The organism is Pseudomonas sp. LBUM1673 (assembly GCF_059695645.1).
Genome location: NZ_CP166780.1, coordinates 1,606,204 through 1,625,456 on the forward strand (window position 1 = coordinate 1,606,204; position 19,253 = coordinate 1,625,456).

9 protein-coding genes are annotated in these 19,253 nt (G+C 56.7%); 7 read left to right on the top strand and 2 right to left on the bottom strand.

Translation table 11 applies throughout. From position 1 onward, the window contains the following. Positions 1-68 precede the first annotated feature (68 nt). On the bottom strand, positions 69-1,367 hold the full coding sequence (locus ACA044_RS07355; RefSeq protein WP_497445775.1) for a mechanosensitive ion channel family protein: 1,299 nt from the start codon (positions 1,365-1,367) through the stop codon (positions 69-71). A gap of 193 nt (positions 1,368-1,560) precedes the next feature. Between ACA044_RS07355 and ACA044_RS07360 the strand changes: the two genes are divergently transcribed. Continuing rightward, positions 1,561-2,907: a DEAD/DEAH box helicase gene (locus ACA044_RS07360; protein WP_223484381.1), complete on the top strand. Its 1,347-nt coding sequence runs from the start codon at positions 1,561-1,563 to the stop codon at positions 2,905-2,907. Between the two features lie 110 nt (positions 2,908-3,017). Here ACA044_RS07360 and ACA044_RS07365 read toward each other — a convergent pair whose 3' ends face one another. Then, positions 3,018-3,296, bottom strand: a complete 279-nt coding sequence (locus ACA044_RS07365; protein WP_497445776.1) for a hypothetical protein — start codon at positions 3,294-3,296, stop codon at positions 3,018-3,020. 382 nt (positions 3,297-3,678) lie between these two features. Between ACA044_RS07365 and ACA044_RS07370 the strand changes: the two genes are divergently transcribed. The 6 genes from ACA044_RS07370 to ACA044_RS07395 all read left to right on the top strand — a co-directional run bounded on the left by ACA044_RS07370 (position 3,679) and on the right by ACA044_RS07395 (position 19,089). Continuing rightward, a complete protein-coding gene (locus ACA044_RS07370; RefSeq protein WP_497445777.1) occupies positions 3,679-15,384 on the top strand; it encodes a two-partner secretion domain-containing protein in 11,706 nt (3,901 codons plus the stop codon). 3 nt (positions 15,385-15,387) lie between these two features. Next, positions 15,388-15,744, top strand: a complete 357-nt coding sequence (locus ACA044_RS07375; protein ID WP_497445778.1) for an immunity 8 family protein — start codon at positions 15,388-15,390, stop codon at positions 15,742-15,744. A 175-nt stretch (positions 15,745-15,919) separates the two neighbouring features. Next, the gene (locus tag ACA044_RS07380; RefSeq protein ID WP_497445779.1) at positions 15,920-16,462 is read left to right on the top strand and encodes a hypothetical protein; all 543 of its coding nucleotides are present in this window, start codon (positions 15,920-15,922) and stop codon (positions 16,460-16,462) included. Between the two features lie 175 nt (positions 16,463-16,637). After that, entirely contained in the window at positions 16,638-16,709 is a 72-nt protein-coding gene (locus tag ACA044_RS07385; protein WP_497447179.1) for a toxin C-terminal domain-containing protein, read from the top strand. A gap of 427 nt (positions 16,710-17,136) precedes the next feature. Next, positions 17,137-17,496: a ribonuclease toxin immunity protein CdiI gene (gene cdiI / locus ACA044_RS07390; protein ID WP_497445780.1), complete on the top strand. Its 360-nt coding sequence runs from the start codon at positions 17,137-17,139 to the stop codon at positions 17,494-17,496. A 417-nt stretch (positions 17,497-17,913) separates the two neighbouring features. After that, positions 17,914-19,089, top strand: coding sequence for a tetratricopeptide repeat protein (locus tag ACA044_RS07395; RefSeq protein ID WP_497445781.1), 1,176 nt, complete (start codon positions 17,914-17,916; stop codon positions 19,087-19,089). Positions 19,090-19,253 lie beyond the last annotated feature (164 nt).

Sequence of the window (19,253 nt, forward strand, 5' to 3'; positions counted from 1 at the left end):
GACAAATCAATGTTGACTGACACGCCGCCATCGCGAGCAGGCTCGCTCCCACATTTGATTTGCGGGGGTTACATGACGTGTTTTTCGGGCTCGGGAATGTGGCTCGCGCCCAACACCGCCGGGAGCAACCCGGACCGCAGATCACCACCGCTTGGCTGCTGATAAAGGCTCAAGCCAAACTCCGGCAGCACCGCCAGCAGGTAATCGAAAATATCCCCCTGAATCCGCTCGTAATCGGCCCACACGGTGGTGCGGGTGAAGCAGTAGATTTCCAGCGGGATGCCTTGGGCGGTGGTTTGCATCTGGCGAACCATGCAGGTCATGTTCGGCTGAACCTCCGGATGGCTCTTCAAATACGCCAGCGCATAGGCGCGGAAGGTGCCGATGTTGGTCATCCGCCGACGGTTGGCTGCCATTGCCGCGACGTTGCCCTGGGCTTCGTTCCAGGCCTTGAGTTCGGCTGTCTTGCGGCTCATGTAGTCGGTCAGCAGATGCACCTGGGACAGTTTTTGCTCTTCATCATCGCGAATAAACCGCACGCCGCTGGCGTCGATGAACAGGCTGCGCTTGATCCGGCGTCCACCGGACTGCTGCATGCCGCGCCAGTTCTTGAACGACTCGGACATCAGGCGCCAGGTCGGGATCGACACAATCGTCTTGTCGAAATTCTGCACCTTGACCGTGTGCAAGGTGATGTCCACCACGTCACCGTCGGCACCGACTTGCGGCATTTCGATCCAGTCGCCGACCCGCAGCATGTCGTTGCTGGTCAGTTGCACGCTGGCGACGAACGACAGCAGGGTGTCTTTGTAGACCAACAGAATCACCGCCGACATGGCGCCCAGGCCCGACAGCAGCAACAGTGGCGAACGGTCGATCAGCGTGGCGACGATGATGATCGCGCCAAACACGAACAACACCATTTTCGCCAGTTGCACGTAACCCTTGATCGAGCGGGTGCGGGCGTGTTCGGTGCGGGCATAGATGTCCAGCAGGGCATTGAGCAATGCGCTGACGGCCAGCACCAGGAACAGAATGGTGAACGCCAGCGCCACGTTGCCGAGGAAGTTCAGGCTGGTCTTGCTCAACTCCGGCACCAGGTGCAGGCCGAACTGAATCACCAGCGATGGCGTCATCTGCGCCAGGCGATGAAACACCTTGTTGTGGCGAAAGTCGTTGATCCAGTGCAACGCCGGCTGGCGGCCGAGCATTTTGGTCGCATGAAGAATGAGGTAGCGCGCCACTCGTCCGAGCACCAGCGCCACCACCAGCAGTAACATCAGCGCGAGCGTGGAATGCAGGAACGGGTGCTGATCGAGGGCACCCCAGAGGTCTTGGGCGTTGAGCCAGAGCTGTTTGATATCCATGGGGGAAAACGGTTCTTCTGTAGGATGCGACGGGGCGATTAGAGCATTTAAGACGTTGCCGATGACGTTTGGTGACAAATCAGGCAACAAAAAAACCACTGTTTGCAGCCGTTTGTATAAAGAAACTCGGCCTTCGCGCTCGAAACCGTTACCCTATGCAGCTGTTTTTTTGTATTTCTTCGAGGTAGCACCCGTGTTTTCCCAATTCGCCCTGCACGAACGCCTGCTCAAAGCCGTGGCCGAGCTTAAATTTGTCGAGCCAACGCCTGTGCAAGCAGCGGCTATTCCGCTGGCGCTCCAGGGGCGTGACCTGCGGGTGACAGCGCAAACCGGCAGCGGCAAAACCGCGGCTTTCGTTTTGCCAATCCTCAACCGTCTGATCGGCCCGGCCAAAGTCCGCGTCAGCATCAAGACCCTGATCCTGCTGCCGACCCGCGAACTGGCCCAGCAGACCATCAAGGAAGTCGAGCGCTTCGCTCAGTTCACGTTCATCAAGTCCGGCCTGATCACCGGCGGTGAAGACTTCAAGGTCCAGGCCGCCATGCTGCGCAAGGTGCCGGACATCCTGATCGGTACGCCGGGCCGGATGATCGAGCAACTGAACGCCGGCAACCTCGACCTCAAAGAAGTCGAAGTGCTGGTGCTCGACGAAGCCGACCGCATGCTCGACATGGGCTTTGCCGAAGACGTGCAGCGTCTGGTGGAAGAGTGCACCAACCGTCAGCAGACCATGCTGTTCTCCGCCACCACTGGCGGCTCGGGCCTGCGCGAGATGGTCGCCAAGGTCCTGAACAACCCTGAGCACTTGCAGCTGAACAACGTCAGCGATCTGAACGCCACCACTCGTCAGCAGATCATCACCGCTGACCACAACCAGCACAAAGAACAGATCGTCAACTGGCTGCTGGCCAACGAGACCTACCAGAAGGCCATCGTGTTCACCAACACCCGGGCCATGGCCGACCGTATTTACGGCCGTCTGGTGGCGCAGGAATACAAAGCGTTCGTGCTGCACGGTGACAAAGACCAGAAAGACCGCAAACTGGCCATCGACCGTCTGAAGCAGGGCGGCGTGAAGATCCTCGTGGCCACCGACGTCGCCGCTCGCGGCCTGGACGTGGACGGCCTGGACCTGGTGATCAACTTCGACATGCCGCGCAGCGGCGACGAATACGTTCACCGTATCGGTCGCACCGGCCGCGCCGGCAACGATGGCCTGGCCATCTCGCTGATCTGCCACGGCGACTGGAACCTGATGTCGAGCATCGAGCGCTACCTCAAGCAGAGCTTCGAGCGCCGTACCATCAAAGAAGTCAAAGGCACCTACGGCGGACCGAAAAAGGTCAAGGCCTCGGGCAAAGCCGTTGGCGTGAAGAAGAAAAAGGTCGACGCCAAGGGCGACAAGAAGAAAACCGGCGCCAAGGCCCCGACCAAGCGCAAGATCGCCAACCGCCCGAAGACCGACGCCCTGTCGCTGGTCAGCAAGGACGGCATGGCCCCGCTCAAGCGCCGCAAGCCAGAAGCGCCGGCTGCTGAATAAGGCGCGGTAGCGATCCAATAAAAACCCGGACAGCGTCCGGGTTATTTATTCCGTAAAAAAAGATCGCAGCCTTCGGCTGCTCGGCAATTGCGATCTTTTGATCTTGCCGTTTAGCTCTCGGCTTTTTTCTCTGCTGATTGCAACTCCTTGAGACGCTGATCGATCAACTGGCACTTGTCCGGCAAATCCTTGCTGGCCGTCTCCAGGTCCATTTTCTGCAACTCGTCATTGATCTCCTTGGCCTTGGCCGGGTTCTGCTCAGTGATCTTGGCGACTTCCTTGGCCAATTGTTCGCGCTTGATGGTGGCTTCCTCGGGAGGGCAGGCCCAAACGGGGAGGGCGCAGGCGAGGGTGGCGGCGAAGAAGAGTTTCAGCAGGGTGGTTTTCATGAGTGGGGCCTCATTGATCAATGTCCACGACGTTATTGAGTTGAGGGTTCCTCGATCCAGAAAGTTCAGGCAATGGACCCAAACCTGCGCGCTAGAGCGTTCGCCAAAAACATCCAGAACGGCTTATTGACGTCAGAATGATGGCAACTTAACATCGCGCCATCAAATTGATATCACTTTGCCGTTTCGAGGGATCGAACAGACCATCCGTATGCTGATGTGATGGTTGTTTACGCCACGCTTTGGACCTTCTGACCCAAGCGCGCAAGTCTCCCCTTATGACGTATTCGCTCTGCAAACGCCCCTGCGTCTGCCGTGTCGGGACGGCTGTGCCTTTGAATTGCTCATTCCATTCTTGCCGTTCGCAACGAGACTTTTTGACATGGACGTTCGCCACTACGCCTTCCTCGCCGGCCAGCCTTCTGCTGCGGTCAAAAACCGCGAGCACTTCTGGGGCATGCCCAAGCGCGGGTTGGCGTTCCTGTTGGCCAACGTCATGTTCTGGCAGCCGATGTGGGCCCAGGCCGACGGAATTGTGGTGGCCTCGCCGGGCACCAGCCTCGGGCAGGCCGGCAATGGTGTGCCGATCGTCAACATCGCCACGCCCAACGGCACGGGGCTGTCGCATAACCAATTCCATGATTACAACGTCGGCACCCAGGGCGTGATCCTCAACAACGTTGCCAACCAGACCGGCGCGACGCAACTGGGCGGGATCATCGTCGGCAACCCCAACCTGACCAACCGGGTCGCGGCACAAACCATCCTCAACGAAGTGGTCGGCGGCAGTCCGAGCCAGTTGCGCGGTTACACCGAAGTGGCGGGGCAGTCGGCGCGGGTCATTGTGGCCAACCCCTACGGCATCAGCTGCAATGGCTGCGGTTTCATCAACACCCCACGCGTGACGTTGACCACCGGCAAACCGGTGTTGGACAACGGTCGTCTGGATCGCTTCCAGGTCGATCAGGGCAGCGTTGCCATCGACGGTGCCGGGCTCAACGCCAGCAACGTCGACCGCTTCGAAATCATCACCCGTAGCGCGAAGATCAACGCCGAGATTCAAGCGAAGAACCTGACCATCGTCGCCGGTCGCAACGACGTCAACGCCGACAGCCTCAACGCCACCGCCCGCGCCGATGACGGCAGCGGCAAACCGGGGTTGGCCATCGACAGTTCGGCCCTCGGCGGCATGTACGCCGGGGCGATCAAACTGGTGGGCACCGAAGCCGGGGTCGGGGTGAAACTCGACGGCAAACTGATCGCCAGTGGTGGCGATATCCAGCTCGATGCCAACGGACATCTCAGCCTCGTGCAGGCGTCGGCCACGGGCTCGGTCAACGTCAAAGCGGCCAGCCTCGATGCACGCGGCCCGGTCTACGCCGGCACTTCGATGAACGTGCAAACCCAGGGCAACCTGACCAACCAGCAAACCCTCGCCGCCCGGGACAGCATCACCCTGACGGCCGGTGGTGTGCTGAGCAACAACGGCATCATCGAAGCCGGGGTCAACGCCGACACCAGCCGCAACACCAACGGCGATGTGAGCCTGAGCGCGCAGAACCTCACCAACACCGGCAAGAGTGTGGTCGCCAGCCGCAACCTGACGGTCAATACCCGCCAGACCCTGGGCAACCAGAACGGCACGCTGAGCGCCGGGCAAACCGCCAACATCACCGCCGCAACCCTGGATAACCAGAACAACGGCCGGGTCTTGAGCAGCGGTGCGCTGAACGTGACGGCCAATCAGGTGCTCAACAACAACGGTGAGATTTCCAGTGCCGGCATCACTCGGCTTGACGCAACCGCACTGAACAACCGCAGTGGCCAGGTCCTGGGCGACCTGGGGTTGAACATTGACCTCAGCGGCGCCCTGGATAACCGCGACGGTGTATTGGGTTCGGGCAAGAGCGTGGATCTCAAAGCCGCCAGCCTCGACAACCGCGACGCCGGTGTGGTGGTCAGCGACGGCAGCCTCACCGCGCGCATCAGCGGTGTGCTGGATAACCAGAACGCGGGTGAAATCAGCGCCAAGGGCGCCATCGATGTGCGCGCCGGCAGCCTCGACAATCGGGGTGGCAAAGTCAGCGGGAAAGATACGCTGACCGTCAGCAGCCATTCTGCCGATAACCGCGGCGGGGTGATCCAGGCCGACAAACATTTGAAACTGCAGATTGGCCAACTGGACAGCCGCGACAAAGGCTTGATCAGCGGCAAGGCCGGTATCGCCTATGACGGTACTCGCCTGGACAACAGTGGCGGCTTGCTCAGTGCCATCGGCCCGGTCACCCTCAACGCCGATGAAGTGCAAAACGCGGCGGGGCGGATCTCCAGCCAAAGTGACCTCACCGCCACCATTGGCCTGTTGCAACAACAAGGCGGGGCATTGGTCGCCCAAGGCAATCTGAGCCTGACCGGCACGACCCTCGATAACCGCAATGGCGGCCTGGTCGGCACCACTAAAGCGCTGACGCTGAAAGTCGACGACATCGACAACCGTGCAGGCGAGCTCTCCAGCAGCCTGTTGCTGAACATCAAAGGTCAGCGCCTGGACAACAGCGATGGCGGGAAAGTGCTGGCCGCGACCGATCTGGAAATGGTCGTTGCCAACCTGATCAACCAGAATAAAGGCCTGATCGTCGCCAAAGGCGCAACGACGCTGACTGGCACCACGCTGGATAATACCGGCGGCACCTTCGACAGCCTCAATGGTTTGGTGATCACCCTCGACGATGCCTTGCTCAATGGTCAGGGGCTGATCAGCAGTGAAGGAACGTTGACCGTCGACGCGGCCAGCCTCGACAACAGCGCCGGCAGCCTGGGCAGTGCCGGTGCGTTGTCCGTGACCAGTCGTGGCGCCTTGCTCAATCTGGGCGGCTCGATCAGCACCGACAACACCTTGATCCTTGACAGTGCCAGCCTGGATAACAGCCAGAAAGGCCTGATATCCGGTAAAGAGGCCACCCAGGTCATCAGCGGCAACGTTGATAACAGCCAGGGCGGTCGTCTCATCAGCGGCACCACCCTGGAGCTCATCGCCAAGCAGGTCAACAACGCCGCCGGGCGAATTGCCAGCCAGCAAGCGTTGACCGCTTCGGTCACCGGGCTCGATCAACAGGGCGGTGAACTGTTCAGCCAAACCAGCCTGAGCCTGGACCTGAACAACGGCCAACTGAACAACCAGAACGGTCTGATCAACGCGCCGTTGCTGGTGTTGAAAAACCTCAAGGACGTCAACAACCAGCACGGTGAAATCTCCAGCGCCCAAGCCTTCACACTCGCCGCTCAGAGCCTGGACAACAGCAACGGCAAATTGCTGAGCAATCAGGGCCTGACCCTGCGCATCGCGCAAGCCCTGAACAACCTCAAAGGTGTGATTTCCGCCGCGTCCCTGGATAGCCACAGCGACAGCCTCAACAACAGCGAAGGCTTGATCAGCAGCCACGACCGGCTGGAACTCACCACCGACAACACACTGGATAACCAGCAAGGTGCGGTCATCGCCGACGGTGAACTGCTGCTCACCGCCGACACCCTGGACAACCGTGGCGGCGATATTGCCGGCAAGGCCGACGCCACCGTTCAGGTCAAAACCCTGGACAACCAGAAAGGCCAATTGATCACCACCGGTGTGCTCAAGCTGACCGCCGACACCCTCGACAACCGCCAAAAAGGCCTGCTCGGTTCCACCAGCGCCATGACCCTGACGGTCGATGACCTCGATAACCAAGGGGGTGAAATCAGCACCAACGCCGACTTGTCGGTCACCGGCACAAAACTCGACAACAGCGATGGCGGTCAGGTTTTCACCGGTCAGGCGCTGACCCTCACCGTGGACCAGTTGCTCAACCGCAACCAAGGCCTGCTCAGCGCCACCACCGCGCTGAACCTGCAAGGGCGTTTGCTGGATAACAGCGGCGGTCATCTGCTCAGCGTGCAAAACATGCACTTGAACCTGACCGGCGCCTTCGACAACAGCCAGGGCCAGGCCAGCAGCGAAGGTGCGTTGACCGTCAAAACCACGCAGCTGACCAACACTGAGGGCAGCCTTTCCAGCGCAGCGAATTTGACGCTCACCAGCGACGGCAGCGTCAGCAACCAGGGCGGCGCAGTGGTCACCGATGGCGCGCTCACCCTCACCAGTGCCAGTCTTGACAACCGCCAGCAGGGCATCATCAGCGGCAAAGGCGCGCTGACGGTCACCACCGGCGCATTCGATAACAGCCAAGGCGGCCGCCTCAACAGCGCCAGTACCCTGAACCTCGTCGCGGGCCAGGTCACCAACCAGGACGACGGCCGTATCGGCAGCCAAGGCGCCTTGACCGCTTCGGTCACCGGGCTGGATCAGCAGGGCGGCAAACTGTTCAGCAACACCCGCCTCAGCCTGGACCTGAACAACGGCCAACTGAATAACCAGAACGGTCTGATCAATGCTCCCGGTGCCTTGCTGCTCAAACAACTCAAGGGCGTAAACAACCAGGGCGGTGAAATCTCCAGCGCCGAAGCCTTCACGCTGACCGCGCAAAGCCTGGACAACAGCAACGGCAAATTGCTGAGCAATCAGGGCCTGACCCTGCGCATCGCCAACGCGCTGGACAACGTCAAAGGCCTGATCGGCGCTGCGTCCCTCGACGTGCGCGCCGCCAGCCTGAACAACAGCGGCGGCAGCCTGACCAGCCGCGGCGATCTCGAACTGACCGTCGATGGTTTGTTGCGCAACGATGCCAAGGGCCTGATCAACGCGGCTCAACTGCTCAAAGTCGGTAGCGCCGAATTCAATAACCAGAGCGGCACGGTGCTCGGCGCCAGCGCCGTCATCCTCAACGCCATGGCGCTGAACAACCGCGATAGCGGGTTGATCAACAGCCAGGGCAAGCTGACCCTGACGGCCACCAACCTGGACTCCAGCAACGATGGCGAAGTCTCGGCCAAGGGCGATATCGACCTGACCCTGACGTCCCTGACCCAGGACGGTGGCCGCCTGCTCGGCGAAAAAGCCGTCACCGTGGAACTGGCCAACGGCGACCTGGACAATCGCAACGGCCTGCTCACGGCCAAGGGACCACTGACCCTCAAGCACCTGCGCGATCTCAACAACCAGAGCGGCGAAATCTCCAGCAACCTCGGTTTCGATGTGATTGCCCGCGCCGTGGATAACAGCGCTGGCAAACTGATCAGCAGTCAGTTACTGACGGTCAACGGCACCACTCTGGACAACCAGAAGGGACTGATCTCCGGCTTGCAGGGCCTGACCGTCAACGGCGACAGCCTCGATAACCGCGACAGCGGCACACTCTCGAGCAGCAACGGTGATGTGGCCGTGGACCTCAAGGGCGCCTTGCTCAACAGCGATGCCGGGGCATTGGTTAGCAAGGGCAGCCTGAGCGTCAAATCAAAGAGTTTGGACAACAGTAACAAAGGCATTCTCAGCAGCGCGGCGGGGCAGACCCTGACCCTGAGCGAGGCCCTCAACAACAATCAGGGCGGCCTGATCGACAGCGGCGCCGCACTGGACATCACCGCCGGCGCATTGACCAACGCGGGCGGTACGATCAACGCGCAACAGGCGATCAACGTCACGGCCACCGGCCTGGATAACACGGCCGGGAGCATCGCCGGCAATGGCGCGGTGACGCTGGATCTGCTCGGTGCATTGACCAACACCAGCGGCAAACTGGTCGGCGCCGGCCCTGTGCTGATCACGGGCGTTACCGACCTCGCTAACCAGAACGGTCAACTCGCCAGCCAAAGCACGCTGACCCTCCTGACCGGCTCGCTGGACAACAGCAACAACGGCACCCTCGCCGCCAGGGACGCCTTGCAGATCACCGCCAGCGGCGCGGTACGCAACGACGCCAACGGCTTGATCTACAGCCAGAACGCCGGCCTGAACGTGCAAGCCGCCAGCCTGGCCAACGGCAAAGGCGCGATCCAGAGCCAGAACGGCCTGACCCTCGACGTCAGCGGCGACCTCGATAACCAGAGCGGCAAAGTCATTGCCCAGAACGGTGTCGCGACCGTCAAAGCCGCCAACATCGACAACCGCGGTGGCGTGCTGTCGAGCATCAAAGGCGCCCTTGAAGCGCGAACGGTCGGCGTGTTGCGCAACGGCTACGACCTCAACAACAGCCGCCAGGGCGGGATCATTCAAGCCCAGGGCCTGACACTGTCGGCACTGGCCGGTCTGGACAACAACGGCGGACGGATCTCGGCGCAAGCCGCTGACGCGAGCATCACCACCGCCGCGTTCGACAACCGCAATGGCGTGCTCTACGCCAAGGGGCTGGCCGGTGTAACTGGCTCCAGTCTGGACAACAGCGACGGTCGGATTGCTGGTAACCGCATCGACCTCAGCCTCAGCGGGGCCCTGAACAACCGCTCCGGTATCGTTGAAAGCAATACCACGCTGACGGTCAAAGCCGCCAGTCTCGATAACCAGACTGGCAAATTGCGTGCGCTGGGTGTCACCGGGAAAACCAACTTCCAGATCGGCAGCCTGTTCGATAACCGCAATGGTTTGCTGGAAACGGCCAACACTGACCTGACCCTCGCGACGCCAAGCTTCTTGAACGCTGGCGGTACCGTGACTCATGTCGGTGTTGGCGAGTTCGACATTTCGACGGGTAACGTCATGAATGCCGGCGGTTCGCTGGTGACGCGTGGCGGGCTGACGTTGAACGCCGACAGCTGGACTAACAGCAGTGTGATTCAGGCGGGGCGGTTGAAAGTTAACGTCAACAATTTCGTGCAAACCGCGAGCGGGCAACTGTTGGCTTCGGACCACCTCGAAGGTCGGGGCGTGAATTGGACCAATGATGGGTTGATTGCCAGTGATGGCGGGTTGAGTTTGCAGTTGACCGGGCGCTATAGCGGGAATGGGCGGGTCTCCAGCTTGGGCGACATGGCGGTGGATGCCGCTACGATCGACTTGAACGGCGTGGCAAGTATTGCCGGTGGCGGAACCACAACCATTGGTGGGCGTGGTGGCCTGACCAGCCTGAACAACTATGGGCGGCTGACATCGGCCGGTGCGTTGAATATCAATGCTGCCACCGTCAATAACTACGGGACGGTGGCCGGTGCCGATGGGCTGAAAGTGACGGCTTCGACATTGCGGAACGACCAGGGCGGATTTTTGTTCAGCGGCGCCGATATGAAATTGCGGGTGGGGCGTTTTACCAACCGTAAGTCTGATGTTTATGGTTTGGGTAATATTGATATAGCACTCAATGATCTGGGTGGGCGATCAGCGTTGATGGAGAATGATTCCGGAACCATGGAAAGTGGGCAGGATTTCTCTATTAATGCGGATTCGATTATTAATAAGCGTGGGGATTTCAAGACCGAGGCTGAGTTGTATTCTTCGGCGATAGGGTTTGGTTGCTATAGCTGTGATTCGCTTCCTGGTTACGGGGTCGAGCGGCAACCCGCCTCGTATTACGTGTATGAACAGAAATATCGGGTATCGGTTTCGGGAGATAGCACTTCCAATGCGGCTTCGTTGAGTTCTTCTGGGAATTTGACTGTTAGAGGTGGCTCATTTTTAAATTCAAACTCAACGGTTGCTGCTGCAGGAAATATAGATATTTCCGTGAGCAATTTTGAAAATTCGGGTTCTGCTTTAGGTGATTATGTCAGTAGGGAGTATTTCTCATATGACAGGCCTAGTTATAATGATATGGCTGAGCTTGTAAAATACAATATATATAATGATGCCGATTATAATGGTGGTATGCATTTTTGGAATGCGTCAGGCGTCGAGTCGACTACCTATACACAAATAAGTCGGGACGCAGCCAAGCCGTTTGAAACAGAATATTATCAACGGTTCGGTCCGGTTGTTATAAATATTGGCATGCTTGCGGAAAGGGTCCGTACAGAAATAAAGTTTACAGACTCTCAATATTCGACCGGCACCCGTATGGAGTTGCCTGATTTCATAGAAAACTCAACCCCGTTCAATCAAATAGTTGTCTCATCTACTTCATCCGACAACTTGGTGCCCGCGATCATCCAGGCCGGCGGCAACGTATCCATTTCCGCAACAAACACAATCACCAACGGCGTCGAGCGCCCGTTCTCCGCTGGCCTATCAAACTCATCGCGTAGCGCCACAACCACGGCTTCAGGAGCAGGTAAAACCACGGTCGTCACACTTAACAGCCAACTTCCACCGGACCTGGCCCAGCAGCAAGTCAACCCGCTGACATTGCCGGGCTTTAGCCTTCCCACCGGGGAGAACGGCCTGTTTCGTCTGAGCACTCAGGACACGAGTGACCTGACGCCGCTTGCAGGCACACTGAATCCGCCGGGTTGGACGGTGGGTGGTGAAAACGTCAGCACCCAGGGACACGTGGTCGCCGCTAGCAGCGGTGGCCCGCGCATCTTGCTGGTAGACACCCCGGCGGTCCTCTCCAGCAGTGATCACGCCGTAATCCCCGTCGGACATCTACCAACGGTGGCAACGGACGTCGCCAGCACAGTCGACGCTTCCGTGACGTCGGTCACTCCTCGCAGAGGCGGGCTCGGCAACGACACCAGGTCGACGATCAGCATTCTTCCTGTGACTCGCGTCACCGGCCTGCCGGACGTGAAAGCGCCGGCCAACGGCCACAAATACCTGATCGAAACCAATCCGGTACTCACCAACCTCAAGCAGTTCATGAGTTCGGATTACCTGCTGAGCAACCTCGGCTACGACCCGGACACCAGCGCGAAACGCCTGGGTGACGGCCTCTACGAACAGCGCCTGATCCAGCAAGCAGTCGTCGCTCGCACCGGCCAACGCTACATCGACGGCCAGACCACCGACGAAGGCCTGTTCAAGTACCTGATGAACAACGCCATCGCCAGCAAGGACGCACTCAATCTGTCGATGGGTGTCAGCCTGACCTCGCAACAAGTCGCGGCGCTGACCCACGACATCGTCTGGCTCGAAGAGCATGAAGTGAACGGCGAAAAAGTCCTGGTGCCGGTGCTGTATCTGGCACAAGCCGAAGGCCGCCTCGGCCCGACCGGGGCGCTGATTGCAGGTAAGGACGTAACGCTGATCGCCGGTCAGAACCTCGATAACGTCGGTACGTTGCGCGCCACCAATAACCTGTCGGCGACGGCGGGCAAGGACTTGGTCAACAGCGGGCTGATTCAGGCGGGTAACCGTCTGGATGTGCTGGCGGGTAATGACGTCATCAACAAGTCGGGTGGCATCCTTGCCGGTCGTGACGTGAACGTGAACGCGATCATGGGGGACGTGCTCAACGAGCGCACCATTACTTCACAAGACAACAACACTCGCTTTAGTACGCAACATCACGATTTCGCTGACAGTGCCGCGCGCATCGAAGCCGCCAATGATCTCAGTGTATCGGCGGGGCAGGACATCAACAATATTGGTGGTGTACTGCAAAGCGGCCGTGACATGGATCTGAATGCCGAACGGGACCTCAACGTGTCCTCGGCGCAGGTCATCAACAGCGTGGTCCGCGACAGTAAACACAACAGCAGCGACATCACCCAACTGGGGGCCAGCATCAGCGCGGGACGTGACCTGACGGCCCAGGCGGGCCGCGATATCAGCGTCATCGCCAGCCAGGTCGATGCCAAGCGCGACATCGCCATGACGGCGACCGAAAACCTGATCATCAGCTCTGCGGCGGATGAGGAACACTCCCTGTCCAAGAGCAAAAAACTCACCGTGCAGGAAGATCACGTCAGCCAGGTCATGTCGGGTATCACGGCGGGCGGCGATGTGGCGTTGAGTGCCGGTGATAATCTCGCCGTGGTCTCCAGCCGCATCACCGCAGGCGACGAAGCGTACCTGGTAGCGGGCGACAGACTCGACATCCTCGCGGCGCAAGACACTGACTACTCGCTATACGACAAAAAGAAAAAAGGCTCCTTCGGCTCGAAGTACACCAAGCGTGATGAAGTCACCGATGTGAAAAACATCGGCAGCGAAATCACCTCCGGCGGCAACATGATGCTCGTCAGCGGCGGCGATCAACATTACCAGGTTGCCAAGCTCGACAGCGGCAACGACTTGATCATTAGCAGTGGCGGGGCCATCACGTTTGAAGGCGTGAAGGACCTGCATCAGGAGAGCCACGAGAAAAGTGATACCAGCCTGTCCTGGAACTCAATATCGGGCAAAGGCAATACCGATGAAACCCTGCGGCAAAGTCAATTGGTGGCTCAGGGGCAATTGGTGATCAAGGCGGTTGATGGCCTGAACATCGATATCAAACAGATTAACCAGAAATCGGTTAGCCAGACCATTGATGCAATGGTCCAGGCGGATCCACAACTCGCGTGGCTCAAAGACGCTGAGAAGCGCGGTGATGTGGACTGGCGTCTGATCAAGGAAACCCACGAGTCGTTCAAATACAGCAGTTCGAGCCTCGGTCAGGGCGCGATGTTGGCGATCATTATCATTGTCACCGTGTTGACGGCCGGGGCTGCAAGCGCTGCGGTAGGTGCCGCAGCAGGTGCCGGTGCCGGCTCCGGTACTGCAATGGCAGCGGCGGGCAGTACGGCAATGGTGTCGGCGGGAACGGCTGTGGGTACCGCGGCGGCAGGGATCGGCAACATCGCCGCCTCCGCCGTTTTGACCTCCATGGCGAGCACAGCGGCAGTCAGCACGATCAACAACAAAGGCAATGTGGGAGCAGCTTTCAAAGACGTCTTCTCTTCTGAGAACCTCAAAGGTTATGTGCTCGCAGGTGTCACCGCAGGCATAGCTGCACAGTTCGGCTTTAACCCTACAGAGTTGACGTTCGATGCGGCCGGTGCCAAGGCCGTGGCGATTAAGGTCGCAGCCGATACGGTGGCTAAAACGGCAATTATGGGCGGTAGCCTGACGGATAATCTGGTCGACGCAACGTTGGGAGCCGGGATCAGTATTGGCGGGGCACTCGGGGCCAGCAAGATCGGTGATGTAACCCTGTTTGAAAACGGCAAATTGACGAAACTCGCGATGCACGCCGCTCTCGGCGGCCTGATGGCTGAGGCCATGGGGGGGGACTTCCGTACAGGGGCTCTGGCTGCGGGGGTGAATGAAGCGGTTGTGGACTTCCTGGCTGACAAGTTGTTACCGGTAGGGGTCGACAGAAATAGCCTCGAGTACCAACAAGGAATTAATAAGCTGCTGGCGGCCTCTCAACTGGTCGGCGTGTTGACGGCGGCCGTTACGGGGGGCGATGCGTCATCCGCCGCTGCAGTGACGGCAAACGCAACGCAATACAACAACCTCGACCACCCTTCTGCTGAACGGCTACTCAAAGAGCTTCAGGGTTGTCGGGCCACTGAGGGCTGCAGTGCGCAGAACATTCGCGAGATTGTTGCGCAATACGAAGACTTGTCCACCCAGCGTTCAATGGCCATCAATGCCTGTGACAGCAGGGCTTGTGTAGAGTCGATCCAGAAAAGTGCGGTTTCACTGGAAGCACCGGTGGCCAAGGATTTGATGGATTTCCTGCGGCGTAATATTTCCTACGATATGGCCGGACTCCTCACTGGGAATCCAGGGTCCATTGCGGTTCCCTCACAAGGCATCGATGGTTGGGGAGCGCTGTTCACCTCAGATAAGCAAATGGCCTATGCGAAGAATCTCTCCGAAGGCTGGTTGACGCCAAGCGAGCTGGCGAGTGCTGATCAGTGGGTCAAAGAGACCAGTTGGCTTGATCAGCAGGCTGGACGGCCATTGTCCCTGAAAGAGCGGGCAACGTTGTTGACTGAGCTTCAGATGACAGCGGGTATGATGCTTCTGGGTAAAGGTTCCGTAGGTGCAAGCACTGCTAGTGACTGGGCTAAATTAAGCGGACAGCTCCGTGAGGCGGCAAAAGGTAAAGGTAACTTCGGTATCGGTTCAGGTACGAGAGAGCAAGCTGATGTTATGGGAAAAGCTTGGGTCGGTGCTGGATATAAAATTGCTAGCGACGGGAAAACTCTAGTTAGTCAGGATGGCTTAAGGCAGTATAGACCACCAACCTATAAGCCAAATCAGCAGGGGACCCAGGCTAACTTTGAGCAAAGGTATCCTGGGCAAGAGACAAAAAAGTGGCAGTCAAATGGTCATCTGAATATTACGGATTAAACTATGGAAGCAAAGCTAAAGCGGCTGCATAGCCCTGATATTTATAATTTGGAAAATTATCAGCCAGATGTTCAGGATGATTTTGGCTTTCTTCTTCAAGCCATGATTGGGCCTGCAGGGGAGGATGGTGAAGAGTCATTTGATATAGAAGTTTGTACTCCGAAGTGGATCGAGAAAAGGCATGGGGTAGATGAAGTTGTTATTGGGCTGCATTACCTGATTGTTCGTGAATACAATTACCAGAAAATTGTTAAAGCTATTGAAAAATTTTTACAGGGCTGTTCGGGTAAAGATTGGAGCGAGGTTTCAAAGAAAGTATCGAGATTAGGTTTGTGGGAGTTCGAGGGGTACGAAGAGTGAGCATAAAATGTGTGGGGGAGCACAAGCTAAAACGGAAGCTTCATAAAAAGAGAAAAGGGGACGGGTTTATTTATTGTTTGACTAAGTTTTCGAGTAAATAAATCTGTCCCTTTATGTACTAGCTATCTCCGGAGTTAAAAAACCATAGTCAAAATCAGGCTAAAAGGAAAGTGGTATGACCGTGCATAAGCTTGAGTCAGAAGGCTCTCGTCGTATAACGCAAGACTTATCAAGTGTTGTTAATTTTGCGACAGATCTACCAGCCATGATTTTTTGTGCGAGCGATTTTGAATTTTGGTTTTTTGAAAGACCATTAGTCAGTTTTTCAGATGTTTTGACTGAACTGATTTCTGCGAGTTATGAAGGTTTTTCATCAGCTGTGTTTATAAGGTTTGGTGGAGGCTCGGAAAACACATGTTTTTTGCTGGAAGGTGTTGATGTCGAGGGGGATGTGAAGTTCATAAATAAAGGGTTTCGTGATTTTTTTGCAGGGTCGGTTGATTACCCAATGATCATTGGGGATCTAGAATTTGACTGGCTAGCATTTGAGAGCGCGCACGAAGAGTTTGGTGTGTTGGCCGTGAAATCCAGTCTTAATGTTTCATCGTTTTCCAAAACGCTTAAGAAAAACTTTATAAGATCAACAGATTTTCAGAAGCTTGCGGGTCAGCATGAGGTGATGGATAAGATAGTTAAAGCATTTCACGGGTATTTTTGAAGGCGGTGGTGGGCAATTTTGTAACGGAGAAGTGACGCCCATTAATCGGCCTGAGGTGCAACTTAAAGCCCACTCGTTCTGTGGTTTTTAACTGTAGAGTAAACGAAAGCAACAAGGGGGTTGATTTATTTGTTGCTTGGCTAAATTGTCGAGTAAATAAATCCGTCCCCCTTTGTTGAAGGCCCTTGGTCGTAAAGAGACACGATCAGGGACCTTTGATGCAAACTTAAATCGCATTGGAGATTGAGATGAGCGATAAAAAAATCCCGACTGGGTTGATCGGGGGAAAACCATAAAGCAGCTTATCTCTGAGCTGCAGTCTTTCGAAAATCAAAATTTGTTGGTTGAAATATCAACTGATGATGGTGTGACTAAAAAACCAATTAGCTTGGTTGTGAAGTCTGGTGATACTTGCGTATTATTAAATTGCGGGCAGTAGAATAAGGGAGCGGCTTTATATGCCTGGTACTTTAGAGGCAAAAATGAGTATATCCATTGGTCTTTGAATGAGTGGTTGAGTCGGCTGATTGGCTGTATGGTTTAAGGACAATAGGGGTAAAAATGGACAGGCCACGTTTTTCTAGGAAGGGCTAGTGCTCCTTCGATTTAAATGTGGTCTGTTTTCGTTTTTTCGGTCCGTAACTTCAACCTGATATGAATAAGAGGGTAATGGTGTGAACGAATTGTTTGGTCAGCCATATGATCGTCGGGATTCACATTGGGTTATAAAAGCTTACTTTGACAGGATGTACGATGACGGTAGGTTTGTTGAAGCAATAGAGTATCTTGTTAAGCAGTGGGGTTTTAGTACGGATGGCGCGTACTGTAATTTTCCCGATATGAACAGTTACTTTGAGGAAGATCATTTTGAAGGGGTCAGGTTTTCCAGTGGGTATCTTCTGGAAGAGGATGTGTCGGTAATTTTAAGTGACGAAACGTTTCGTGAGTATCTGAGGCTTGCTTGCAATAAGTACCTCAAACGTCATCCGGGGGATGCAGTAAAAATAAGTAATTTGTTGAGTTGTTTATATTGAAATTCGAGAGAGAACGGGGTAGACCACGTTTTTTATGAAAATTAAGTAGTGTCCCTTCGATTTAAACATGATCTGTCCCCGTTTTTCTCCGATTTTCTATCTGTACTTGGCGGTTCGCGATTTGCTGCCGAAATTGAAGCTTTGATTGGGCGACAAGCTCGGCGGGGATGCCCGGGCAGACCGAAAAAGAATTCTATTTCTTAGATAGGAAATCTGGTTTCCCCCCATTTTTACTAGGGGTTTCACTTGTTGTTAAGTCTTGTTCCTACGCACTTCCCTGGTTTTTTCAGCGATTCCCTTAGTGAACAAATTTCCTATGCGATTGTCGGGCGTCGGACGCAAAAACTGTGTATGGTTCGCGCCAAAATCTGTAGGACATTTCGCTATGTCCGTTACTCTCACTTAAAGGAATTAAGTATGCGATTTTTTCGCGTGGCTTCAGTGTTGTCGTTGTGGGCGGCGGCGTTTTCGGTGCAGGCTGAGCAACTGCCGATCGAAGTGCTGAGTGCGGTGGTCAAGGACCAGAAGATCGCCGACGCCGAGCTGCTATTGCAGCGCAACGGCGCGCAAAACGTGGTGGGTCGCACCAATGCTCAGGGCCAGGTCAGCCTGACCACCGAGTTTGCCGATGATGCCGGCAACCTGCTGATCATCAAGAAGCCTGGCTACTCCAATCTGGTGGTCAAGTGCCCGTGCAAGGGCATGACCTATGCCATCAGCCCGGTGATGCAGAACCTCGATGGTCTGCGCGTGGTGCTGACCTGGGGTGCGACCCCGTCGGACCTCGACTCCCACATGATCTTCCCCGGCAACAACATCTATTTCGAAAACCAGCACGGTGACGATGCCAATCTGGATGTCGACGACACCACCAGTTATGGCCCGGAAACCATCACCCTGGAGAAGAAGCACTTCGGCGAAAGTTACGTCTACGCCGTGCATGACTACAGCAATGGCAGCGAGTCGGGTTCGCGCGATCTCTCCAACAGCCAGGCCAAGGTGTTCGTGTACATGGGCCAGTCACTGGTGCGCACCTACTATGTGCCGCAGAACCGCAGCGGCAACCTGTGGACCGTGTTCCGCATGACCGGCAGTGGCGACTTCCAGGACATCAACAACATTACGGGTGCCAGGGTCGATGCGGCAAACGTGTTGAACGAAGTGTCGCCGTTGCTGGATGACAGCGTTGCCCTGACGGCGGTGGCGGTCAGCGCTTCGGCACAGGCCGATGCGAAAGGCCTGAACACCAAAGGCGAGGCGGCCTACAAAACCGGTAATCTGCCGCTGGCAATCGACTTCTTCCGTCAGGCGATCGATCTGAATAACAGCTACGGTCAGGCCTACGGCAACCTGGGCCTGGCGTATCAGAAGGCCGGTAACACCGCCGAGTCGATCTGGGCCAACCGCAAGGCCATTGCCTTGGCCAGCGGCAATTCGGCTGCCACCGTGCGTGCCGGTTCCTACTACAACATTGCCCGTATCTATGAAGCGGCCGGTCAGTTCCCCGACGCCCTGCGTCATTACCAGTTAGCCAAAACGCAGAAGGCCAACCCGGTATATGACACGGCCATCGAGCGCGTACAAAACCGCTGATCGCTTGGTGTTGATCTGACCCCCACAACGCGCCGCACTCCGGCGCGTTGTGCATTCATGGGGAGGTGAATCCAGGCCGGCTCCATCTCCCTGTATCAACCCGGGCGGTAAACGGGGACAGACCATGTTTTTCTTGAAGACGGAGCAGTGCTCCCGCCGCAAGC